We start from the raw sequence: 18896 nt of genomic DNA, 5'->3' as shown, positions 1-18896 counted from the left end.
CTGAATGAAAAGGAGGAGAAGACGATGGGATATTATTCATTAACTGAAACAACAGCTATACAATATGCGAAAGAACACGGTTATTTTGAAAAGAAAGCAAATGTAGTTTGTCATGAAATTGGAGATGGAAATTTAAATTACGTGTTCAAATTAGATGATGGAGAGAAGTCTATTATAATAAAACAAGCACTGCCATATGCGAAAGTAGTTGGTGAGAGCTGGCCACTGTCTATAAAAAGAGCGACGATTGAAAGTAAAGCATTACAAATTTTTGCGAAGTATGTGCCAGATTATGTTCCGGTAGTGTACAGTCATGATGAAGAGTTAGCAGTTACAGTAATAGAAGACTTATCAAGACTAACAATTACAAGAAAAGGATTAATAGATGGAGAAGGATATCCACTTTTATCCCAGCATATCGGTCGTTTTCTAGCACATGTTTTGTTTTATACTTCAGATTTCGGTTTACAGTCAGAAGAGAAAAGGGTACTAGAAGGTACATTTGTAAATCCAGACCTTAGTAAAATTACAGAAGATTTAGTTTTTACGGATCCGTTTGGACATTATGATACGAATGATTATGAGTCAGATTTACAGTCAGTGATTGATGAACTTTGGAGTGACAAAACTTTAAAACTAAAAGTAGCACAATATAAATATAAGTTTTTAACGAGAAAAGAAGCGCTTATTCATGGTGATTTACATACTGGTAGTATTTTTTCATCACCTTCTGAAACGAAAGTGATCGATCCAGAATTTGCAACGTACGGTCCATTTGGATTTGATATCGGTCAATTTATTGCAAATCTATTATTAAATGCTTTATCTAGAGAAGAAGAAAAGAGAAGTGTACTATTTTTCCATATAGAAAAGACATGGAGTTATTTTGTAGAAAACTTTACGAAGTTATGGATTGGAGAAGGTGTAGAAGCATATACGAAAGAAAAACAATGGTTACCAATTATTTTGCAAAATATCTTTACTGATGCCGTCGGATTTGCCGGATGTGAACTGATTCGTAGAACAATTGGCTTAGCTCATGTAGCGGATTTAGATGGGATAGCAAATAAAGAAAATAGAATTCAAGCTAAAAAACAAGCGTTATCCTTAGGTAGAGAACTAATAAAATATGAAGCCAAGTGTGCTGATATTCAACTGTTTCGAACATTATTTCAACAGACAGTTGGAGGCGTAAAAGCATGAGTACAATTATTACTATTCCGAGATCTGTAAGTTGGAAAGGCGATGCAATTGCAGTATTAAATCAAACAAAGTTGCCGCATGTCACTGAATACAAAACATTAACGAATATTGAAGATGTATGGAAAAGTATCATTATGTTAGAAGTACGAGGAGCGCCTGCAATTGGAATTGTAGCTGCGTTTGGTTTGGCGCTTGCGGCAAAGAAATACGATGCTATAAATATCTATGAGTTTCAGAAGAAGTTTAATAGAGATTGTAACTATTTAGGAACATCACGCCCGACAGCAGTCAATTTATTTTGGGCAATCGATCGTATGAGAGAATCTATTCGAGAGATTACTACAATAAAAGAAGCTCAAAAAATATTAGAAGAAGAAGCGCTTCATATTCAGCAAGAGGATGAAATGGTGTGCCGAAGTATTGGAGAACATGCTTTAACATGTTTTAAAGACGGTGATAAAATTTTAACAATTTGTAACGCTGGAAGTATTGCAACTGCTAGATATGGAACGGCATTAGCCCCATTCTATATTGGGAAAGAGAAGGGTGTGCGTTTACATGCGTATGCGTGTGAAACGAGGCCGGTTTTACAAGGTGGCCGTTTAACGACATGGGAATTGAAACAAGCAGACATTGATGTAACGCTTATTACGGATAATACTGCAGCACATGCAATTCGAACGAAAGAAATTAATGCGATTATCGTAGGGGCAGATCGAATCGTTGAAAACGGTGATACTGCCAATAAAATAGGAACATTAAATTTAGCTATATTAGCAAAGTATTTCGGTATCCCATTTTACGTTGCAGCACCGTTATCTACATTTGATACTACGAAACAAACAGGTGCTAAAATTGTCATTGAAGAAAGAGATGAAACAGAAGTTACGAAAATTTTTGGGAAACAAGTGGCGCCAATTGGAACGCCTGTATTTAACCCTGCATTTGACGTAACACCGCATGAATTAATTACAGGAATTATAACTGAGAAAGGTATTTTACGTGGAGATTATAAGCAAGAAATTACATCATTATTTGAAAAAACAGGCTAACTGCTCAGTCGCTATATAAAAAAACGGTAGAAAAGCATGTTTTTAAATGGTCGAGAGGGACTGGCTATGTATAGGAGCGGTAAGTGCCTGTTCCTACCACGCGCAACGTTTTAAAACAAAGAAAGGTAGCAAGGTGTAGGACCATTTGTATCTTCATGGTAGCAATCTATATGCTGAAAAATGAAATGTATGGCTGAGTAGTTAAAAAACAAGCTAATAAAAAATAGCTTGTTTTTTATGCCTTAAGTCTTCGTTTCCTCTTATTTATGTAATGAAGGGAGGAGAGAAAGATGGAAGAGTGGATCGGGATGATAGGTAATGTGGGCTTTCCAATTGTTGTAACGCTATATTTACTCCATCGGATTGAAAGTAAATTAGACGGAGTGATTGTTGCAATTGAGAAACTCCCTAAACAATTACTAAAGTAGAAAGATCCTCGCGATAGAAAGTAAAATAAAGTTTGCTCTTCGTGAGCAAACTTTATTTTTATTGAGCAGTATAGCCACCATCGATAACGACGGCTTGACCAGTGATACCTTTTGCTTTTTCACTCGCTAAAAACATAGCATAATCAGCAATTTCTTGTACTTGTAGCAAACGTTTCTGTGGTACAAGAGGATAAATGACATCTTCTAAAACATTTTCAAGTGGTACATTTCGCGTAGTTGCTAAGTCTTGTAGTTGATTTCGTACAAGAGGGGTATCAACATATCCGGGACAAAGAGCATTTACAGTAATTCCATGAGTTGCTCCCTCTAAAGCAGCAACTTTTGTTAATCCAATTACACCATGTTTCGCACTATTATAGGCAGCTTTTCCAGCGAATCCAACAAGTCCGTTAATCGAAGCAACATTAATAATACGACCATATTTTTGCTTTTTCATAATCGGAAAGGCATGTTTGATGGCGATAAATGGAGCGATTTGCATAATTTTAATAAGAAGCTCAAATTTATCAGTTGGAAAATCTTCAATCGGTGAAACATGTTGCATTCCTGCGTTGTTAATTAATACATCTAATGAACCGAAATGACGAACTGTTTGAGAAAGTGCTGCTGTAATTTCTTCTTCAGATGTAACGTCACATTTTAAACCAATGGCTTGATAGCCTTCTTTTTGCAATTGTTCAGCAGCTTCTTTTGCACGATCTTCAAGGCGATCACTAATCACAACTTTAGCACCCTCTTTGGCAAAGGCACTTCCCATTTCATAACCAATACCGCTCGCAGCACCTGTTAAAAAGACAACTCGATTTGTAACCATGATGAAAAACACTCCTTCATAATAAAAGTTCTCTTATTGCTCTATTTAGAGAGGTGATAATAAAATTCCTGCAAACATTTGGAAAAATATTGCTAGCTATCTTGTTTTGCAAAGTAGCGTTTGCTATACTATTTTGTAAAGCAAGATACTTACGCTTATCTATCTTGTAAAACAAGATAGTGGGAGGATTTGAAATATGTCGACAAGTCAAATGCTGAAAGGGATTTTAGAAGGATGCTTACTTGCTATTATTTCTGAAGGTGAAATATACGGTTATGAAATGAGTGAAAGATTAGCCAAGTATGGTTTCACAATGGCGAGTGAGGGAAGTATTTATCCGTTATTAATACGAATGCAAAAGGAAGGATTAATAACAAGTGTAATGAAGGAGTCTCCATCTGGTCCAAAGCGGAAATATTATACATTAACAGAAAAAGGCGAGGAAGCACTTAATGAATTTATGGATCGCTGGGAAGCGATGCAAAGTAGTGTAGAGCGTCTACTTGAGGGGAAGGGGAGAAAAAAATAATGTTATCAAGTGAAGCACGAAATTTTTTATTAGAAATGAGATTATTTTTAGCGGCAAAGAGTGTGAAAGAAAGCGATATTGAAAATTTTATAGAAGATGCGGAACTCCATTTAATTGAGGGTGAGAGTGATGGGAAAAGTGTAGAAGATATTTTCGGAAGCTCACCGAAAGAGTATGCAAATGAACTTGTAAAAGTAATGGAAAGAGATAGACAGGAAACGTGGAAGCAAATTGGTTTTACAGTAATGAATATTGTATCGTTTTGGATTATTGCTTCTATCTTAATAGTGAATAACGGAATGTTACAGATTTCACTTATTCAGTGCGTTGGGTATAGTTTTTCCTTGATTTTAGTTGTTATAGGTCCTAATTTTTTACTTCGCAAAATGACCTTCGTAACAAGTTTTACAAAAACGTGGTTTTCTATGTGGTTTTTAGTCATGATTGCGCCAATGTTTTTAATAGGAGTTGTTACGATATTAGATGTAATCTATCCTACCAAAATGTTTACATTCACCCAAACGCAAAGTTATATATTAGCTGGAGCTATTTTTATTATCACAGTAGCGATAAATATGTATTTTGAAGGATGGTTTAAAAACTTATATTTAATTATTCCACTTTCTATTATGTTAGTGTTTAAAACATTTATATCAGAAGATCTCGTGCCAATGTTATTTCAAATTATATGTTTATACGGAAGTTTGTTTATTTTAATCTTCCTTGAAATTATGATGAAGGCGAATAGAAGAGTAACGGTTAAATAAGGGAGGAATTCTAATGCAAGTTTCTAAAGAAGGGGAAAAGTTTTTAATCGACACGAAAGTGTATTTAATTACGAAGGGAATTAAAGAAGAAGATGTAGATGCTTTTCTAGAGGATGCAGAGCTACATTTAATAGAAGGTGAGAAAAAAGGAAAGACGGTAAGTGATATATTTGGTGATTCGCCAAAAGAATATGCAGAAGAATTAGCGAATGAGATGGAGAAGGATAAAGGCGGGAGTATAAAGACTATTTTAGGAATGATAATTGGGATAGGTGGATATTGGTTACTTACAAATATTTTATTTGAAAGTCCGAATCATGAATTTACATTAACGAATGTACAATTGATTGGGTACCCAATTGTTTTAATGATAACTATTGTGGCTATTATTTTTGCTTTTAAGATGTCATCATTTAAAAGCAAAATAAAAGAATTTAGCATTATTTATGTAGCAGCTTTGCTACCAATTTTATTACTAGTATTATTAATGTTTATGAATAAATGGTATGGGACACCTGTATTGCAATTAACTACTATGCAAAGTTATATACTAGCTGGAATTGTCTTATTAGTGTTGTTAATTGGTGAAGCTTTTATACTTGGATGGATTGGAATATTAGCTGTTATCGTACCGCTATTAATTATGTTTGTATTTAAAGATTTAGGAAAGCAAAATCCATATTGGGGAATGTTAGAGCCTTTACTTCTGTACGGTAGTTTATATGTATTAATGCGATGGTCTTTGAAAAATGAGGAGAGAAAAACTGTAAGCTAGCTATTATATTAATAGTGCACGAACTGAATTTTTTATTAAGGGGGGAACAAATATGCAAAGTATATTTCTAGGTATATTGTCTATTATATTTTTAGGTTTAACGATTTTTGGGTTATATACTACCTTTTCGGAAAAGGTACACGATGACTATTTCGATACTTTATTAGATGACACATCAGGATATGTTTTGTTCTTCGGCTTAATAGGAAAAGGGCTGCTCTGGATATGCAAAAATTATTTCCAAAGAAATATTATATAGGGATTTTTAGAGGAATTACATTTACGTTTAGTTGGATATTTGCATTCTTTGCAGCCGAAATTTGGTTTGTTGATTTGAATAGATTATTTTAAACAGTAACAAGATCGTTACTGTTTTTTTCTTTGTAATAAGAGACTTTGTAAAGAGAGCGCTTTTTGTTCATTTGTTAATAATGAATTGATGTGAACGTTATTAGGGCTAGGGACTATAGGGTACATAAGGTTCGATGGTGAATGGTGATGTTCAGAACCGGTTGGAGAGTGGGGATCTGCGTGCGTAAGTTTTCCATGAATTCGTCTTGTAAATAAAATATGACCAATTTCGTGAGCGAGGGTGTATATATTTTTCATTGGAGCAGCTGAGTTTGTTAAAACGATGTAACCAGTAAGTTGTTGTTGTTTCGCTAAAGAGTAAGCGCAAGCGATTACTGCGGTTTCTTTGAAATAATCACTACCAATATAACAAATATAAAGGTCGCATTCAGGAGCTTCGTTAACACAAGTTTGAAAAAAAGATGATAATTTTTCCTGACTTTGAATGGAGTTTTTATAACTAATTTCCCGATTAGAAAAACGGAAAAGCTCGTTTAGTACAATTACTTCTTTAATTTTAAATGTAATGGGATGCCAAATTGATTCTGCAACTGCTAAATCTTTTGCAATACGGTCGTCAGAAATATCGGCGCCTGGAGTAATGCAAACACATATATTAACGTATGAATCCATAAGGAACACCTCAAATGAACAAATTCTTCCTATAATATATGTGGGAAAAGATTCTATGTATGGATAAACGCCTTGTTTATCGCACGAATATATATAATACAAGTCGAAAAAATTTCATAGTTCTATAACGTAGTATGGTCTGCTTTTTGATATAGTAAAGAAAAGGGGGAGAATATATGTATACATTAAAAATCGTTTCAGACAGAGAAGCTCTTTATCAATTTGCGAGCTATGTAAGAGTTGTGCAAGGGGTTGAAGATGTATATGTAGAGGTGGGAGAACCTTTATATGAACATCCATTAATGAAGTTTTATGTACATATTACAATTGAAGAAACATATGATCAGCATAAAGCATTGCAAGAAATAGCTAGGTTAGTAGAATTAGGGCGTTTTACATATGTCCATTATCATAATGAGGAAATTGAAGAAGCTTTTGAAGTTGTAAAATACGAAAGCTTTAAGAAATAAAGTGAAACTTTAATCAGTGGGGGTTTTGTTCATCGCCCACTGATTATCAGCCCTCGCCAATCGGGCTTTTATGGGCAGCCCGATCCCCACCTAACTTCTTTACTTTCGCTGAATTTTGAGGTAGGGGTCTTACCGCCCGCAAATAGCAGGATAACGGTAAAAAAAGGAAGTGGAAGCTTCCTTTTTTATTGAAAATTACAGCAACAAAAGAAAGAGAATTTTGTTATGATAAGGAAGGGTGAGGAAAGGGGAGTTTACATATTGGGGTATATTGAAGAGTTACGCAAAGTAGTTGGTACGAGACCACTTATTTTAGTAGGATCAGCAATTATTATATTAAATGATAATCAAGAAGTATTGCTTCAATATCGTTCAGATACATATGATTGGGGCGTACCTGGTGGGGCAATGGAACTGGGAGAAACGACAGAAGAAACTGCTCGTAGAGAATTATTCGAGGAGACGGGACTAAACGCGAAAATTATGCAATTTCTTGGCGTTCTTTCAGGAAAGGAAGTTTATTTCCGTTATCCAAATGGAGATGAAATTTTTAATGTGATTCATCTGTATCAGGCACATCATGTAAGCGGAGAATTAAAGCTCGATCATGAAGGGTTACAACTTCAATATTTTCCAGTAGATAAGTTACCAAAATTGAATGAAACGACGGAGAAGATATTACAAAAATTCTTATACGCATTGACAGAATAGAAGGTTAATTCCTTCTATTTTTATTATATTAAATATTTTGATTTTTTGGTATGTTTATAGTATGATAATTTTAGACATACAACTTATGGGATTTCACCTAAAAACTTACTAGGGTACATAAGAGAGGGGCAAGTACAAAATGCATAATGTTGTCATTACAGCTGCAGTTCGTTCACCTATTGGAACTTTCGGAGGAGCACTAAAAAATATAACACCAGTAGAATTAGCTGTTCCTGTACTTCAGGAAGCTGTAAAAAGAGGCGGAGTAGAGCCACATGAAGTTGATGAAGTAATTTTAGGTCATTGTATTCAAAGAACTGATGAAGCAAATACAGCAAGAACAGCTGCATTAGCGGCAGGATTTCCTGACACAGTTACTGGTTATACAATTCAACGTCAATGTTCTTCAGGTATGCAAGCAATTATGTCTGCTGCAATGCAAATCCAATTAGGTGTAAGTGATATTGTTGTTGCAGGTGGAGTAGAAGCAATGAGCTCGAGCCCTTATGCATTAAAACAACACCGCTGGGGACAACGTCTACAGCACGGAGAAATTCGTGATACGGTGTGGGAAGTTTTAGAAGATCCGATTCACCATATTATGATGGGTGAAACAGCGGAAAATTTAGTTGAACAATATGAAATTACAAGAGAGGAACAAGATGAAGTTGCGCTTCGTAGTCATACATTAGCGCTGCAAGCGATGGAGTCTGGATATTTTGACGACCAAATTGTTCCTATTACAATAAAAGAACGTAGAAAAGAAGTTGTATTTGCAAAGGATGAACATCCACGTGCAGATATTACAGCTGAAAAATTAGCAGGATTAAAACCAGCTTTCCGTAAAGACGGATCAGTAACTGCAGGAAATTCATCTGGTCTTAATGACGGAAGTGCAGTTCTAGTATTAATGAGCGAAGAAAAAGCAAAAGAAAAAGGCTTACAACCGTTAGCTCGAATTGTTGGATACTCAGTAGCGGGTGTAGATCCGAAAATTATGGGTATTGGACCAGCACCAGCAATTCGTAAAGGATTAGAAAAAGTAGATTGGTCATTAGAAGATGCAGATTTACTTGAAATTAATGAAGCTTTCGCTGCACAATATTTAGCTGTAGAGAAAGAGTTAGGGTTAGACCGTGAGAAAGTGAATGTAAACGGTAGTGGTGTAGGACTTGGACATCCAATTGGTTGTACAGGAGCTCGTATTACGGTAAGTTTAATTCACGAATTAAAACGACGTGGATTAGAGAAAGGTATTGCCTCTCTATGCGTTGGAGGCGGTATTGGAGTAGCTTTATTTATAGAAGCATTATAAAAAAGAGGCAGCGATTGCTGCCTCTTTTTTTATGACTCAAATAAGTGATGAAATAATCGATCGCGATTTTCAAAGAAAAGTTTCGTCGTTTGGTAATGCTCCGTTTCTTCTAATGTCGATTCGTGAATCCCTTCTTGAGTTAAAGAGTATATAGTAGATTCAGGATAAGCCATTAAAATGGGAGAATGCGTTGCGATAACAAATTGTGAACCTTGTTCAGCTAGTTCGTGCATGCGAATGAGCATTGAAAGTTGTCTCATTGGGGATAAAGCTGCCTCAGGCTCATCTAAAATGTATAAACCTTGTCCTGAAAAACGATTCATAAATAATGAGAAGAAGGATTCGCCGTGTGATTGTTCATGAAGTGAAACGCCGCCATAAGATTTTATAGCATCTATTTCATCGATATAAGAAGCAACGTTATAAAATGATTCAGCGCGAAGAAAGAAACCGTCTTTTGGTGTATTGAAACTTTTTGAAATTCGAATGTATTCATGTAAAGACGAATGTGAATCGTACGTGTTAAAACGGAAGTTCTTCGTTCCACCTTCTGCATTAAAACCTAAAGCAACTGCAATCGCTTCGAGTAATGTTGATTTACCCGTTCCGTTTTCTCCAATAATGAATGTTACATTCGGATGGAAAAGGAGTGATTGTAATGTTCGTATAGCCGGTAAGCAGTATGGATATGCGGAAAAGCTAGGGATATTTTCTTTTTGTAATGAGACGCTTTTTAAAAAGGGTGTTTCAATCAATATATAAACCTCAATTCATAACGGATTTTGTTTCTAAAAAAGCAGCGAATACAAGTGTAATACAACTTGCTAGTAATATTGTATATTGAAGTGCGCCAAAACCGAGCCCTTCCCAGCTGAAAGTCATTCTCTTCCATATGAAAATGAAAAGAACGCTCATAAAGCCAAAGAGAGCAGGCATATATTTTATAATTTTCAAGTGCTTCCATAGAAAGAAGCCGATGTATGTACTTAAAAACAAGGTAGACAGAACAAGAAAAAATACAAGTGTTAACGACACGTGAACTCCTCCTATTTTCTGAATATTTCATGTGGATTATAACATTTAAACTATCATATTCCAATGTGAAAATAAATATTGCATAGAGATTGTTCATATCGTTATGATAATATGTATTCTATTGGAAATATGAAAAGGAGTTAAAATATGCCGTTTACATTTGCACATCCAGCAGCTGTTCTCCCTTTTGCTAAGAAACATTCTAGTTATATTTCGGTGACGGCTCTTATATTAGGTAGTATGGCACCTGATTTTGAATATTTTTTATATTTTAGGCCATACGGTATTATTGGCCATACATGGGCTGGTTTCTTCTATTTGAATTTACCACTCGTTTTTTTATTAGCATATGCATATCATCGTATTTTAAAAGGACCGTTTATAACACATTTACCTAAGCCTTTTGCTAGTTACTATAAATATGTAGTAGATGCGAAGTGGGGGCTATATACTTGGAAGGACTTTTTTGTATTTTGCTATTCTGCTTTATTCGGTATGGTGACGCATGTCGTTTGGGATGCTTTTACTCATAAGACAGGCTATTTTGTTGTGAAAATACCGCTGTTACAGCAAGAAGTATATAGTATTCCAATTTATAAATTTTTACAGCATGGGAGTACGTGTTTTGGTCTACTATTACTAATATATGTGCTATGGAAATATAGAAGGGAAACTGATCAAGATACTAGTTTAACTTCGGAAAAAAAGAAATATTGGGCTTCATCTATCGTTGTGGCGGCCATTATATTTATCGTGCACGCGTTATTAGACCCCTATTTTCATATTTTCCAAATAGGAGGTATAATAGTATCTGGACTGACAAGTTCGTTTTGTGGACTTCTTATTGTTTCTATAGTTTACAAATCAAGGGACTAATATATTTTAATGAATGATAGTGTTAGGAGAAATTAAATCATGAAAGCATGGAAAAGTATTTTTGTTTTATGTAGTTTTCTTCTTATGTTAAGTGGTTGCTTCCATCAAGAAGAAAAGAAGGCAGAACCTAAAAAGAAAGAATCTATTCCAGAAACAAAAGAGTATGGTGGGCATGAGCTTAAAAAAGTAGGACAAAAAGTGAAAGAAAAAGGGTGGGGGACATTTGAATTAGAACAGATGCATTCTGTGAATCAGACATTTGAAGTAGCCCCAATGAAAATTCACGTACAAGACGTTAAAGTTATCTCATTATCACAAATGAGCAAAGATGCAAAAAATACATTGAAAGTGTATACTGCATTAACTCCTGAAGAAGTAAAGCGTAGATTGGGAGATAAAGTGAGTCAAGAAGACGCTGAATTATATGCATCGTTAAGTGGAACAGAGATTAGCGATACGATTCGGTATGTTGAAATTACATATAAGGTAGAGAATAGTGGAAATAAGAACATGCAATTCTTCTCTATGAATGATGTTATTATTAATGACAAACAGCATTTTAATGTAGCGACTCAAAACTTTTTATATGAAGAAGACACACTTGTAGGCACAAAGAGTGTATCAAGGGAAGATTATAAACCTGGTGAGACACGAGAAGGAATTATCGGTTTAATACTCGATGATGGAAAAGAGAAGGTAAAGGATATTAAGTTTACAACAGATGATTTAGCAGTGGGAGATACTCATGAAGCTGTTAAAGAGCCACAAACTTTCAATATCTCATTTTCTAAGTAAGGTGTGTATTTAAACGAAAACAGTCAGCATAAAAAGTTATGCTGACTGTTTTTTTAGTTCTTTCACATATGAATCTACACTTTGAAAAGGTACTGTAATTTTAAAAGCATCTTTTTGCTCGTTAAATTGTTTTTCATTATAAGGACCGAATCGTTTATTATGCTTTACATCGATAATCCAATAATGTTCACTTTTTTTATTTGTAATTGCTGCGTCAGGATTATTTGGATCTGATTTTTCCTCAATTTGTTTTGTGATAATGTATTTATCGTCCCAAGCAATTTCTGTAATCTTTGCAGGGATGTATTGTGTAGCATATACAGCATCCTGAGAGGGGAAAAGTTCAAATGCATCTCCAGAAGTATGGATGAGTTCATATTCATCGTTAATTGTATAAGTTAAATGGTTTGTATTGCCTGTACAACCTGTTAATAAGAGTGCGGCAAATAGGATTATCCATCTTTTCAATATGGGAACCTCCTTTATAATGCTGTTGTAACACATTGTACAAGAAAAGTAAGCGAAACGCCAGTTTACAATGTTTTTTAGAAGTGGTACGATGAAACGGGTAAAGAAGGATATGAAGGAGTCGACACAAAATGAAGTTAAAGATGCATCGTCCAGCGCTTGTAATGAATCGCATAGGTGCTTCCCTTATTGACATGTTTTTAATCTCGGTTACGTACGGTGCAGTAGTAGCTATTATTACAGGAAACTATAGTGCTATTTTTGATCGTTTTAATATAAGTTTAGGTGACTATAGATATGACCTTACACTTGTTTTCGTATTAATGGCTATAAATTTTATTCTGTTACCTTTTCTTTGGAACGGTTCTACACTTGGTAAAAAGGTAACAAGAACAAAAATAATCTCGTTAACAAGTGAAAAACTAACGTTACAAACATTAATAATACGATTTTTGGTATTATTATTACCAAGCATATTATTACTTGGAGTTCCATTAATATGCAATGTATATATGATGTTATTCCGCAAAGATAATTGTGGCTTCCATGATTTGATTGCAAAGACGAAAGTGATGAGTCTTGTATAATTAATATTTAGATTATACGTGCTACTAATGAAATAAGACTTTTTATCGTTTGTATATAAAAAGTCTTATTTTTAATTTCGTGAAAAATTTCATCATTCTCTTATTTTTTCATAAAATTAGATAAATGGAATTGATATAGGGTGGATATCTCCTATATAGTACCTTCCATATTACGGAAGGATGTTTAAAGAAGCTGTAGCTAATTCAAACATCCTATTTTCGTTTTGAATAGATTGAAAATTAAGAGAATGATATAATGGATATAAATAATATCGTTATATAACAAAGGGGGATTTGGAATGACTGGAGGTAGCTTAATATTTTGGGGAATTCTTATTTTTATTGGTTTAACCTTCGATCAATATAATAGTAAGAAAAAAAAAGAAATAGAAAAGTAATCGCTTACAAGTTGTGGAGTAAACTTTTCCTGCTTGCGGACTAATCTAATAAAGGAGTATACTGAATGACGGTAAGACATATAGAAGGGGTAATGAAAATGAAGCTTGCAGGAAAAGTTGCCATTGTAACTGGTGGTGGCATCGGTATTGGACGTAGTACAGCTCTTTTGTTGGCTAAGCAAGGCGCAAAAGTAATTGTGACGGACATTGATCAAGAAAGTGGACAAGCAACAGCCGAGGAAATTACGGATTTAGGCGGAGAAGCACTTTTTGTATCCTACGATATGGGGAAACAAGGAGATTGGCAACGTGTTATTAGTTTTGCTATGGAGGCATACAGTCGTATTGATATGCTTTTTCAAAATGCTGGTCTATATAAAATAGATTCTATTTTTTCTCGCCAACAAGAGAACGATTCCAATGTACTTTGTATTAATGACGTTTGGATAGAGATAAAACAATTAACGTCATCTTTTATGAAACAGCAAGAAGAAGTGGTGCTTAGTGATTTACCTGTTTTTGGTATTATTAGCACGAGAGGACAATCATTTCATACAATAGAAGCCCTAGTATAATAATGGAAAACCGCCCCCAGTATATATGTGGACGGTTTTTTTGTATGTTCTATTATAGAACTTTATTTTTTAACGAATACGTTGTTCGGTTTGGCTATCAAAGAAATGTGCTTTATTCATATCAAAAGCAAGTTTAATTTGGTCACCAGGTGAAAAAGTATGTCTTGCATCAACACGTGCTGCAAAATCTTGATTTCCAAGTTTCATATATAAAATGGATTCAGCCCCTAACAACTCTGCAACTTCAATTTTCGTTGTGAAAGTAGTAGCTTGTGAAGCTTCTAAAAATAATAGTTCATCATGAATATCTTCTGGACGAATACCTAAAACAATTTCTTTATTTACATAGCCTTGTTCGCGTAATAACTTCATTTTTCCTTCAGATACTTTAAACTTTAGTGAACTGTCTATAACGAAATCGGTTTCAGTTAATTTTCCACGGAAGAAATTCATTGCAGGTGAACCGATAAAACCACCAACGAAAATATTTTCAGGTGTTTCATATACTTCTTTTGGAGTTCCAATTTGTTGGATTTTGCCGTCTTTCATAACAACAAGGCGTGAAGCCATTGTCATTGCCTCAGTTTGATCATGTGTTACATAAATTGTCGTTGTGCCAAGGCGGTGGTGTAATTTAGAAATTTCTGATCGCATTGCAACACGTAGTTTAGCGTCTAAGTTTGATAATGGTTCATCCATTAAGAAGACTTTTGCGTCTCGAACAATTGCTCTACCTAATGCAACACGTTGACGTTGTCCACCTGATAAAGCTTTCGGTTTTCTATCTAAATATTGTTCAAGCCCTAAAATTTGAGCTGCATGTTTCACTCGACGGTCGATTTCATCTTTCGGTATTTTTCGAAGTTTTAATCCAAATGCCATATTATCATACACACTCATATGTGGATAAAGAGCGTAGTTTTGGAAGACCATTGCGATATCTCGATCTTTTGGAGGAACATCGTTCATTAGCTTACCATCAATTGAAAATTCTCCTTTTGAAATATCTTCAAGTCCAGCTACCATTCGTAGTGTTGTAGATTTTCCGCATCCAGAAGGACCAACGAATACGATAAATTCTTTATCTTGAATGTGTAAGTTAAAATCTGTTACGGCTGTTACGTTATTATCATATATTTTATAAATATTTTCTAATTTAAGTTCTGCCATGATATTTCCCCCTAGAAAGTTTATGCAAACGTTTTCTTTGAATTTATTATAAACGAATAGATTCAAAAAAGAAATAAAAACACTATAAAAAAATAAAACGTTTTCATTATTCCTATGAATATATAATAAGTTTCACATGTTTTATTAGAAAAAGAAAATAAATATTGTAAGCGCTATTTTAAATTTGGATAGAATCTGTTATCATTCAGTAATGAAAACGTTTGCGCCTTAAAAAAAAGAAAAAAGAATCAATAGTATAGATGAAATGGGGTAGCATAATGGGAAAACAATGGTGGAAAGAAAGTGTAGTATATCAAATTTATCCTCGTAGTTTTATGGATAGTAATGGTGATGGTATAGGTGACCTTCGTGGTATTCTTGCGAAGCTAGACTACTTAAAAGAATTAGGTATTGATGTAATTTGGTTATCACCAGTCTATGAATCTCCAAACGATGATAATGGTTACGATATAAGTGATTATTGTAAAATTATGAACGAGTTCGGAACAATGGAAGATTGGGATGAACTATTACATGAAATGCATAAACGTAATATGAAACTTATGATGGACTTAGTTGTTAATCATACTTCAGATGAACATAATTGGTTTATTGAATCATGTAAATCGAAAGATAATAAATATAGAGACTATTATATATGGCGCCCTGGAAAAGAAGGGAAAGAGCCGAATAACTGGGGAGCAGCATTTAGTGGATCTGCATGGCAATATGATGAGATGACAGATGAATATTATTTACATCTGTTTTCTAAAAAACAGCCAGATTTAAACTGGGATAATGAAAAGGTAAGACAAGATGTTTATGACATGATGAAGTTTTGGTTAGAAAAAGGAATTGATGGGTTCCGTATGGATGTTATTAATTTTATTTCTAAAGAAGATGGCTTACCATATGTTGAAACGGATGAAGAAGGATATGTTTCAGGGCATAAACATTTTATGAACGGTCCGAACATTCATAAGTATTTGCATGAAATGAATGAAGACGTATTGTCTCAGTATGACATTATGACGGTTGGGGAAATGCCTGGTGTAACGACAGAAGAGGCTAAATTGTATACAGGGGAAGCTAGAAAAGAACTACAAATGGTATTCCAATTTGAACATATGGATTTAGATTCCGGAGAAGGTGGGAAATGGGATGTAAAACCATGCTCACTTCTTACTTTGAAACAAAATTTAACAAAGTGGCAAAAAGCATTAGAACAAACAGGATGGAATAGCCTTTATTGGAATAACCATGACCAGCCTCGCGTTGTATCTCGTTTTGGTAATGATGGAGCTTATCATACTGAATCAGCAAAAATGTTAGCGACAGTACTTCATATGATGAAAGGGACACCATATATTTATCAAGGAGAAGAAATCGGAATGACCAATGTTCGATTTGAATCAATTGATGAATACCGAGATATTGAAACACTAAATATGTATAAAGAAAAAGTTATAGAGCGCGGCGAAGATATAGATAAAGTGATGCAGTCTATATATATAAAGGGCCGAGATAATGCTAGAACTCCGATGCAGTGGGATGATAGAGAACATGCTGGATTCACAACGGGTGAGCCTTGGATTGCGGTAAATCCTAACTACAAAGAGATTAATGTGAAACAGGCAATCCAAGATGAAGAATCGATTTTTTATTACTATAAAAAATTGATTGAATTACGTAAAAACAATGAAATAGTTGTGTATGGAACATATGATTTAATATTAGAAAATAACCCTTCTATTTTTGCTTATGTAAGAACATATGGAGAAGAAAAGCTTCTGGTGATTGCAAACTTTACTGCAGATGAATGTGTATTTGAATTGCCTGAGGACATTATTTATAGTGAAGCAGAGTTATTAATACACAATTATGATGTAGAAAATGTATTGATAGAAAACATTACATTACGACCATATGAAGCAATGGTATTTAAATTGAAATAAGAAAAGCCTTATGCCACCCTGGCATAAGGCTTTTACTATTACCATTTTAAAATAGAGAATCCATACGGTGGAAGTGTAACTTGTAATACACTTGCTTCCGCTGAAAATTCTTCGTTTGTATAAATGTTAATTATTTTCTTCCTGGTAATATGAAGAGGGAGTGAAGTTGTAACTTCACTGTTAGTAGGATTTAAAACGAAAAAGATAGTTTCATCTTCATATGTTTTTGTATAAGAAATATAATTATGTTCATCATTTGCCTCAATGAATTGAAAAGTACCATTTCCTCCAAATGCTTTATGTTGTTTCCGTAATGAAATTAATGTTTGTATATGTGTAAATAAAAGAGTATCTTGTTCTTTTTCATCCCATATCATACATTTACGGCAGTCAGGGTCCATTCCACCATCCATACCGATTTCATCGCCGTAATAAATACAAGGAGAACCGATGAAAGAAAGGTGAAATACATAGAGTAACTTTAACTTATTTTTATCCCCGTTACATGTTGCTAAAATTCTAGGTGTGTCATGACTGTCTAATAAATGAAATGCCGCTTCATTTACATTCATAGAGTAGGAATGTAGAGAATCGGTAATTTGTTTCATAAATTCACTTGCATGAATGGATTCGTTAGCAAAGTAAGAAAGTAGAGCGTTTGTAACAGGATAGCTCATTACAGCATCAAATTGGTCACCTTGTAGCCATGGGAGTGCATCGTGCCAAATTTCACCTAAAATATATACTTCAGGATTTAATGCTTTTATTTCACTTCGGAATTCTCTCCAAAAACTGTGATCGACTTCATTTGCTACATCAAGGCGCCAACCGTCTATATTGAATTCTCTTACCCAATAACGCCCTACTTCAAGTAAATATTCTTTTACATCTGGGTGTGCTGTATTTAATTTAGGCATATACGGTGTAAATGCGAAAGTATCATAATTAGGAAGTGGTTCGGTTATAATTGGAAATTCATGAATATGGAACCAATCTTTATAGGCGGAATTTTCACCTTGTTCCAGCACGTCTTGAAATTTATCAAAGAAGTACCCGCTATGATTAAAAACAGCATCGAGCATTACTTTTATACCACGTTTATGACACGCTTCAATGAGTTCTTTGAAAGTTTCTTTCGTCCCAAATTGTGGATCGATTTCCATGTAATCAATTGTGTCATATTTATGATTCGAATGAGCTTTGAAAATAGGAGTGAAATATATTCCGGAAATTCCAAGCTTCACAAGGTAATCAAGGTTTTGAATAATACCAGCAAAATCTCCGCCGAAAAAATTAGTTGGAGTTGGTTCGGTACTTCCCCAAGAAAGGGTGTTTGCAGGATTTAATGTGCTATCCCCGTTAGCGAATCGTTCCGGGAAAATTTGATACCATACTGTGTCTTTAATCCAGGATGGTGCTCTGAAAACGTCTTTTGCATGAACAAATGGAAAGCAGAAAAAGTTACCGACATCGTCATTTGGAATATTAGAAAAAAATCCTCGTTCTGTATAAATAAAAGTTTCTACGTCGTTTTTTAATTCGAATCCATAACGTAAGCGTTTAAATTTTGGTTTGATTGAAACCGACCAATAATCAAATAACTCAGTAGATCCAGTTTTTTTCATCGGTGTACTCGCTGTAATCCATTTCCCGTCCTGCCATTCGTACGGGTCCCCGTAGATGAGAGCGGCGCTGTGAACATCATCTCTTTTTGTGTGTATTCGGATGTGAATTGTTTTTTCATCGTAAGCGTATGCATAATTATCTTTTGGCCTATGATAGATCGCTTCTTTAAGCATATAGAAAATCCCCCTTTAATATCTCTATACATATAGTTCCCGTAAATGAAATAATAAAGATTATGTTGCAAACGATTGCCTTCCACATAACTTTAATATTGCTTATAAGAGTAGTATTCATTTTATGTAAAGTCAATGAATAAAGAGTGTGATAAGATTATTTTGAAAA

At 34.4% G+C, this 18896-nt stretch carries 22 protein-coding genes and 1 pseudogene; 16 read left to right on the top strand and 7 right to left on the bottom strand.

Annotation, left to right across the window (positions count from 1 at the left end; all coding sequences use genetic code 11):
- Positions 1 to 24 precede the first annotated feature (24 nt).
- The 3 genes from mtnK (at position 25) to MR066_RS10010 (ending at position 2683) form a co-directional block, all read left to right on the top strand.
- Positions 25 to 1203, top strand: a complete 1179-nt coding sequence (gene mtnK / locus MR066_RS10020; protein WP_002190558.1) for an S-methyl-5-thioribose kinase — start codon at positions 25 to 27, stop codon at positions 1201 to 1203.
- The gene (gene mtnA, locus MR066_RS10015) at positions 1200 to 2255 is read left to right on the top strand and encodes an S-methyl-5-thioribose-1-phosphate isomerase (RefSeq protein WP_242246975.1); all 1056 of its coding nucleotides are present in this window, start codon (positions 1200 to 1202) and stop codon (positions 2253 to 2255) included. Before mtnK ends, mtnA begins: the two co-directional genes overlap by 4 nt.
- A gap of 290 nt (positions 2256 to 2545) precedes the next feature.
- Positions 2546 to 2683 (top strand): YvrJ family protein, encoded by a 138-nt coding sequence (locus MR066_RS10010; protein ID WP_002014881.1) that lies wholly within the window; start codon positions 2546 to 2548, stop codon positions 2681 to 2683.
- A gap of 58 nt (positions 2684 to 2741) precedes the next feature.
- On the opposite strand, the gene MR066_RS10005 is transcribed toward MR066_RS10010, so the two are convergent.
- Positions 2742 to 3518 (bottom strand): 3-hydroxybutyrate dehydrogenase, encoded by a 777-nt coding sequence (locus tag MR066_RS10005; protein WP_002128918.1) that lies wholly within the window; start codon positions 3516 to 3518, stop codon positions 2742 to 2744.
- A gap of 196 nt (positions 3519 to 3714) precedes the next feature.
- On the opposite strand from MR066_RS10005, the gene MR066_RS10000 reads away from it, so the two are divergent.
- The 4 genes and pseudogenes from MR066_RS10000 (at position 3715) to MR066_RS09985 (ending at position 5940) form a co-directional block, all read left to right on the top strand.
- Positions 3715 to 4047 carry a PadR family transcriptional regulator gene (locus MR066_RS10000; protein ID WP_002033935.1) on the top strand — a complete coding sequence of 111 codons (333 nt, stop codon included), beginning with the start codon at positions 3715 to 3717 and terminating at the stop codon, positions 4045 to 4047.
- Positions 4047 to 4814: a DUF1129 domain-containing protein gene (locus MR066_RS09995; protein WP_242246973.1), complete on the top strand. Its 768-nt coding sequence runs from the start codon at positions 4047 to 4049 to the stop codon at positions 4812 to 4814. The genes MR066_RS10000 and MR066_RS09995 overlap by 1 nt, the downstream gene beginning before the upstream one ends.
- 13 nt (positions 4815 to 4827) lie before the next feature.
- On the top strand, positions 4828 to 5589 hold the full coding sequence (locus MR066_RS09990; protein WP_113937158.1) for a DUF1129 domain-containing protein: 762 nt from the start codon (positions 4828 to 4830) through the stop codon (positions 5587 to 5589).
- Between the two features lie 52 nt (positions 5590 to 5641).
- A pseudogene (locus MR066_RS09985) lies at positions 5642 to 5940 on the top strand (DNA-binding protein).
- Positions 5941 to 5955: 15 nt separating this feature from the next.
- On the opposite strand, the gene MR066_RS09980 reads toward MR066_RS09985, so the two are convergent.
- A complete protein-coding gene (locus tag MR066_RS09980; protein ID WP_242246963.1) occupies positions 5956 to 6573 on the bottom strand; it encodes an ImmA/IrrE family metallo-endopeptidase in 618 nt (205 codons plus the stop codon).
- A gap of 176 nt (positions 6574 to 6749) precedes the next feature.
- Here MR066_RS09980 and MR066_RS09975 point away from each other — a divergent pair, with 176 nt between their 5' ends.
- The 3 genes from MR066_RS09975 to MR066_RS09965 all read left to right on the top strand — a co-directional run bounded on the left by MR066_RS09975 (position 6750) and on the right by MR066_RS09965 (position 9069).
- Positions 6750 to 7043, top strand: a complete 294-nt coding sequence (locus MR066_RS09975; protein ID WP_002088390.1) for a DUF3928 family protein — start codon at positions 6750 to 6752, stop codon at positions 7041 to 7043.
- A 261-nt stretch (positions 7044 to 7304) separates the two neighbouring features.
- Positions 7305 to 7754: an NUDIX hydrolase gene (locus MR066_RS09970; protein ID WP_033708394.1), complete on the top strand. Its 450-nt coding sequence runs from the start codon at positions 7305 to 7307 to the stop codon at positions 7752 to 7754.
- Between the two features lie 139 nt (positions 7755 to 7893).
- Positions 7894 to 9069 (top strand): acetyl-CoA C-acetyltransferase, encoded by a 1176-nt coding sequence (locus MR066_RS09965; protein ID WP_002128911.1) that lies wholly within the window; start codon positions 7894 to 7896, stop codon positions 9067 to 9069.
- 29 nt (positions 9070 to 9098) lie between these two features.
- On the opposite strand, the gene MR066_RS09960 is transcribed toward MR066_RS09965, so the two are convergent.
- Complete coding sequence (locus MR066_RS09960; protein ID WP_002190550.1) at positions 9099 to 9824, bottom strand: AAA family ATPase; 726 nt, start codon at positions 9822 to 9824, stop codon at positions 9099 to 9101.
- A gap of 10 nt (positions 9825 to 9834) precedes the next feature.
- The gene (locus MR066_RS09955) at positions 9835 to 10104 is read right to left on the bottom strand and encodes a hypothetical protein (protein WP_242246960.1); all 270 of its coding nucleotides are present in this window, start codon (positions 10102 to 10104) and stop codon (positions 9835 to 9837) included.
- 147 nt (positions 10105 to 10251) lie between these two features.
- On the opposite strand from MR066_RS09955, the gene MR066_RS09950 reads away from it, so the two are divergent.
- Entirely contained in the window at positions 10252 to 10980 is a 729-nt protein-coding gene (locus MR066_RS09950) for a DUF4184 family protein (protein ID WP_002142995.1), read from the top strand.
- Positions 10981 to 11016: 36 nt separating this feature from the next.
- Positions 11017 to 11775: a hypothetical protein gene (locus MR066_RS09945; RefSeq protein ID WP_242247263.1), complete on the top strand. Its 759-nt coding sequence runs from the start codon at positions 11017 to 11019 to the stop codon at positions 11773 to 11775.
- A 36-nt stretch (positions 11776 to 11811) separates the two neighbouring features.
- On the opposite strand, the gene MR066_RS09940 is transcribed toward MR066_RS09945, so the two are convergent.
- Positions 11812 to 12243, bottom strand: a complete 432-nt coding sequence (locus tag MR066_RS09940; RefSeq protein WP_002033805.1) for a DUF3997 domain-containing protein — start codon at positions 12241 to 12243, stop codon at positions 11812 to 11814.
- Positions 12244 to 12374: 131 nt separating this feature from the next.
- Between MR066_RS09940 and MR066_RS09935 the strand changes: the two genes are divergently transcribed.
- From MR066_RS09935 to MR066_RS09925, 3 genes are all read left to right on the top strand, one after another.
- Positions 12375 to 12830, top strand: coding sequence for an RDD family protein (locus MR066_RS09935; protein ID WP_002033806.1), 456 nt, complete (start codon positions 12375 to 12377; stop codon positions 12828 to 12830).
- A 299-nt stretch (positions 12831 to 13129) separates the two neighbouring features.
- Positions 13130 to 13228 carry a flagellar motor protein gene (locus tag MR066_RS09930; protein WP_242246958.1) on the top strand — a complete coding sequence of 33 codons (99 nt, stop codon included), beginning with the start codon at positions 13130 to 13132 and terminating at the stop codon, positions 13226 to 13228.
- Positions 13229 to 13293: 65 nt separating this feature from the next.
- The gene (locus MR066_RS09925; protein ID WP_002033807.1) at positions 13294 to 13803 is read left to right on the top strand and encodes an SDR family NAD(P)-dependent oxidoreductase; all 510 of its coding nucleotides are present in this window, start codon (positions 13294 to 13296) and stop codon (positions 13801 to 13803) included.
- Between the two features lie 69 nt (positions 13804 to 13872).
- Here MR066_RS09925 and MR066_RS09920 read toward each other — a convergent pair whose 3' ends face one another.
- Complete coding sequence (locus tag MR066_RS09920) at positions 13873 to 14973, bottom strand: ABC transporter ATP-binding protein (protein ID WP_002066938.1); 1101 nt, start codon at positions 14971 to 14973, stop codon at positions 13873 to 13875.
- A 278-nt stretch (positions 14974 to 15251) separates the two neighbouring features.
- On the opposite strand from MR066_RS09920, the gene malL reads away from it, so the two are divergent.
- The gene (malL, locus tag MR066_RS09915) at positions 15252 to 16928 is read left to right on the top strand and encodes an oligo-1,6-glucosidase (RefSeq protein WP_088034418.1); all 1677 of its coding nucleotides are present in this window, start codon (positions 15252 to 15254) and stop codon (positions 16926 to 16928) included.
- Positions 16929 to 16966: 38 nt separating this feature from the next.
- Here malL and MR066_RS09910 read toward each other — a convergent pair whose 3' ends face one another.
- Complete coding sequence (locus MR066_RS09910) at positions 16967 to 18727, bottom strand: alpha-glycosidase (RefSeq protein WP_242246956.1); 1761 nt, start codon at positions 18725 to 18727, stop codon at positions 16967 to 16969.
- Between the last annotated feature and the right edge of the window lie 169 nt (positions 18728 to 18896).

Source organism: Bacillus cereus group sp. BfR-BA-01523, from assembly GCF_022662615.1.
In the GTDB taxonomy this organism is placed as follows: domain Bacteria; phylum Bacillota; class Bacilli; order Bacillales; family Bacillaceae_G; genus Bacillus_A; species Bacillus_A mycoides.
Note: the sequence above shows the minus strand (reverse complement) of the source record. Positions and strands in the feature narration are given on the sequence as shown.